Genomic DNA, 3473 nt, shown 5'->3' on the forward strand with positions numbered 1-3473 from the left:
GGGGGATTAGCTCAGTTGGGAGAGCACCTGCTTTGCAAGCAGGGGGTCGTCGGTTCGATCCCGTCATCCTCCACCAGTTTGCAGTGCAAACATAATCACTCTTGCGAGAGTGTGATTTTGTTTGCGTTGTATAAACGCCCGATCTTTAACAAACTGAAGAAGCCGAATATATAAAGACGGCGAGACAAACGACATGGAGTTAATTCTGCATGTTGAATGAATCGTCATCTTGGGTATTTGATTGTATCTAAGGCTGCGTCGCCATATCAAAAGGGGCGGTGCAGTCGTCGCACAAACACTCTCTATTGTCGCAGTAATTTAGGTTACTGAAATGATAGGGTCAAGCGACTAAGTGCATCTGGTGGATGCCTTGGCGATCATAGGCGATGAAGGACGTGTAAGCCTGCGAAAAGCGCGGGGGAGCTGGCAATAGAGCTTTGATCCCGCGATGTCCGAATGGGGAAACCCACCGCTTAGGCGGTATCCCAGACTGAATCCATAGGTCTGCGGAGGCGAACTCAGCGAACTGAAACATCTAAGTAGCTGAAGGAAAAGAAATCAACCGAGATTCCGTAAGTAGTGGCGAGCGAACGCGGAATAGCCTGTATGTGTTATGAGTTGCGTTAGTGGAATGGAATGGAAAGTCCAGCCGTAGTGGGTGATAGCCCCGTACACGAAAACGCATCGCAAGGACTAGGCATACGACAAGTAGGGCGGGACACGAGAAATCCTGTCTGAAGATGGGGGGACCATCCTCCAAGGCTAAATACTCATGATCGACCGATAGTGAACCAGTACCGTGAGGGAAAGGCGAAAAGAACCCCGGGAGGGGAGTGAAATAGAACCTGAAACCGGATGCATACAAACAGTGGGAGCGGACTTGTTCCGTGACTGCGTACCTTTTGTATAATGGGTCAGCGACTTACGTTCAGTAGCAAGCTTAACCGAATAGGGGAGGCGTAGGGAAACCGAGTCCGAATAGGGCGCTTTAGTTGCTGGGCGTAGACCCGAAACCGAGTGATCTATCCATGGCCAGGATGAAGGTGCGGTAACACGCACTGGAGGTCCGAACCCACTAGTGTTGCAAAACTAGGGGATGAGCTGTGGATAGGGGTGAAAGGCTAAACAAACTCGGAGATAGCTGGTTCTCCCCGAAAACTATTTAGGTAGTGCCTCATGTATCACTTCCGGGGGTAAAGCACTGTTATGGCTAGGGGGTCATTGCGATTTACCAAACCATGGCAAACTCTGAATACCGGAAAGTGCAAGCATGGGAGACAGACGGTGGGTGCTAACGTCCATCGTCAAGAGGGAAACAACCCAGACCGCCAGCTAAGGTCCCAAATGATCAGTTAAGTGGTAAACGAAGTGGGAAGGCCTAGACAGCCAGGATGTTGGCTTAGAAGCAGCCATCATTTAAAGAAAGCGTAATAGCTCACTGGTCGAGTCGTCCTGCGCGGAAGATGTAACGGGGCTCAAACTGATAACCGAAGCTGCGGATGGACGCGTAAGCGTCCGTGGTAGGGGAGCGTTCTGTAGGTCTGTGAAGGTGTGTCGAGAGGCATGCTGGAGATATCAGAAGTGCGAATGCTGACATGAGTAGCGATAAAGCGGGTGAAAAGCCCGCTCGCCGAAAGCCCAAGGTTTCCTACGCAACGTTCATCGGCGTAGGGTGAGTCGGCCCCTAAGGCGAGGCTGAAAAGCGTAGTCGATGGGAAACGGGTTAAAATTCCCGTACTTTTGTGTAGTGCGATGTGGGGACGGAGAAGGTTAGGTCAGCAGACTGTTGGAATAGTCTGTTCAAGCCGGTAGGCGTGAGGGGTAGGCAAATCCGCCCTTCTTTAACGCCGAGAAGTGATAACGAGGGTCTACGGACCTGAAGTGACTGATACCACGCTTCCAGGAAAAGCCACTAAGCTTCAGCTACACAAGAACCGTACCGCAAACCGACACAGGTGGGCAGGATGAGAATTCTAAGGCGCTTGAGAGAACTCAGGAGAAGGAACTCGGCAAATTGATACCGTAACTTCGGGAGAAGGTATGCCTGTTGTGGTGTAGACCCTTGCGGTCGAAGCTATGACAGGTCGCAGAGAATCGGTGGCTGCGACTGTTTAACAAAAACACAGCACTGTGCCAACACGAAAGTGGACGTATACGGTGTGACGCCTGCCCGGTGCCGGAAGGTTAAGTGATGGGGTGCAAGCTCTTGATCGAAGCCCCGGTAAACGGCGGCCGTAACTATAACGGTCCTAAGGTAGCGAAATTCCTTGTCGGGTAAGTTCCGACCCGCACGAATGGCGTAACGATGGCCACACTGTCTCCTCCTGAGACTCAGCGAAGTTGAAGTGTTTGTGAAGATGCAATCTCCCCGCTGCTAGACGGAAAGACCCCGTGAACCTTTACTGTAGCTTTGCATTGGACTTTGAACAGACTTGTGTAGGATAGGTGGGAGGCTTTGAAGCTGAGACGCTAGTTTCAGTGGAGCCGTCCTTGAAATACCACCCTGGTGTGTTTGAGGTTCTAACCTTGGTCCGTGATCCGGATTGGGGACAGTGCATGGTAGGCAGTTTGACTGGGGCGGTCTCCTCCCAAAGTGTAACGGAGGAGTTCGAAGGTTACCTAGGTACGGTCGGAAATCGTGCTGATAGTGCAATGGCAAAAGGTAGCTTAACTGCGAGACCGACAAGTCGAGCAGGTGCGAAAGCAGGACATAGTGATCCGGTGGTTCTGAATGGAAGGGCCATCGCTCAACGGATAAAAGGTACTCCGGGGATAACAGGCTGATACCGCCCAAGAGTTCACATCGACGGCGGTGTTTGGCACCTCGATGTCGGCTCATCACATCCTGGGGCTGTAGCCGGTCCCAAGGGTATGGCTGTTCGCCATTTAAAGTGGTACGTGAGCTGGGTTCAAAACGTCGTGAGACAGTTTGGTCCCTATCTGCAGTGGGCGTTGGAAGTTTGACGGGGGCTGCTCCTAGTACGAGAGGACCGGAGTGGACGAACCTCTGGTGTACCGGTTGTCACGCCAGTGGCATAGCCGGGTAGCTAAGTTCGGAAGAGATAACCGCTGAAAGCATCTAAGCGGGAAACTTGCCTGAAGATGAGACTTCCCTGGAGGCTTGACCTCCCTGAAGAGTCGTTCGAGACCAGGACGTTGATAGGTCGGGTGTGGAAGCGCTGTGAGGCGTGAAGCTAACCGATACTAATTGCTCGTGAGGCTTGATCCTATCATTTGAGTGGCTTAGGTAGACTAAGTGACGAAGATAGAGTGTGTGCGACGCGATCGAATACCGAATATTCAGAATTAGCCTTAATGGCTGATTCAGGCTTCTTGAGTTTGTACAAGTTTATGTCTGGTGGCCTTAGCGAGATGGTCCCACGCCTTCCCATCCCGAACAGGACCGTGAAACATCTTAGCGCCGATGATAGTGTGGCATTCGCCATGTGAAAGTAGGACACCGCCAGACGCCC

Annotated in this window: 1 tRNA gene and 2 rRNA genes; all 3 read left to right on the forward strand. The window is 51.9% G+C overall.

The features are described from left to right. The 3 genes from C2I19_RS08695 to rrf all read left to right on the forward strand — a co-directional run bounded on the left by C2I19_RS08695 (position 1) and on the right by rrf (position 3469). A tRNA-Ala gene (locus C2I19_RS08695) sits at positions 1-76 on the forward strand. A 262-nt stretch (positions 77-338) separates the two neighbouring features. Next, positions 339-3229: ribosomal RNA gene (locus tag C2I19_RS08700) — 23S ribosomal RNA — on the forward strand. Positions 3230-3354: 125 nt separating this feature from the next. Further along, positions 3355-3469 (forward strand): 5S ribosomal RNA (gene rrf, locus C2I19_RS08705). Positions 3470-3473 lie beyond the last annotated feature (4 nt).

The sequence above is a fragment of the Chromobacterium alticapitis genome (assembly GCF_002924365.1).
Lineage (GTDB): Bacteria > Pseudomonadota > Gammaproteobacteria > Burkholderiales > Chromobacteriaceae > Chromobacterium > Chromobacterium alticapitis.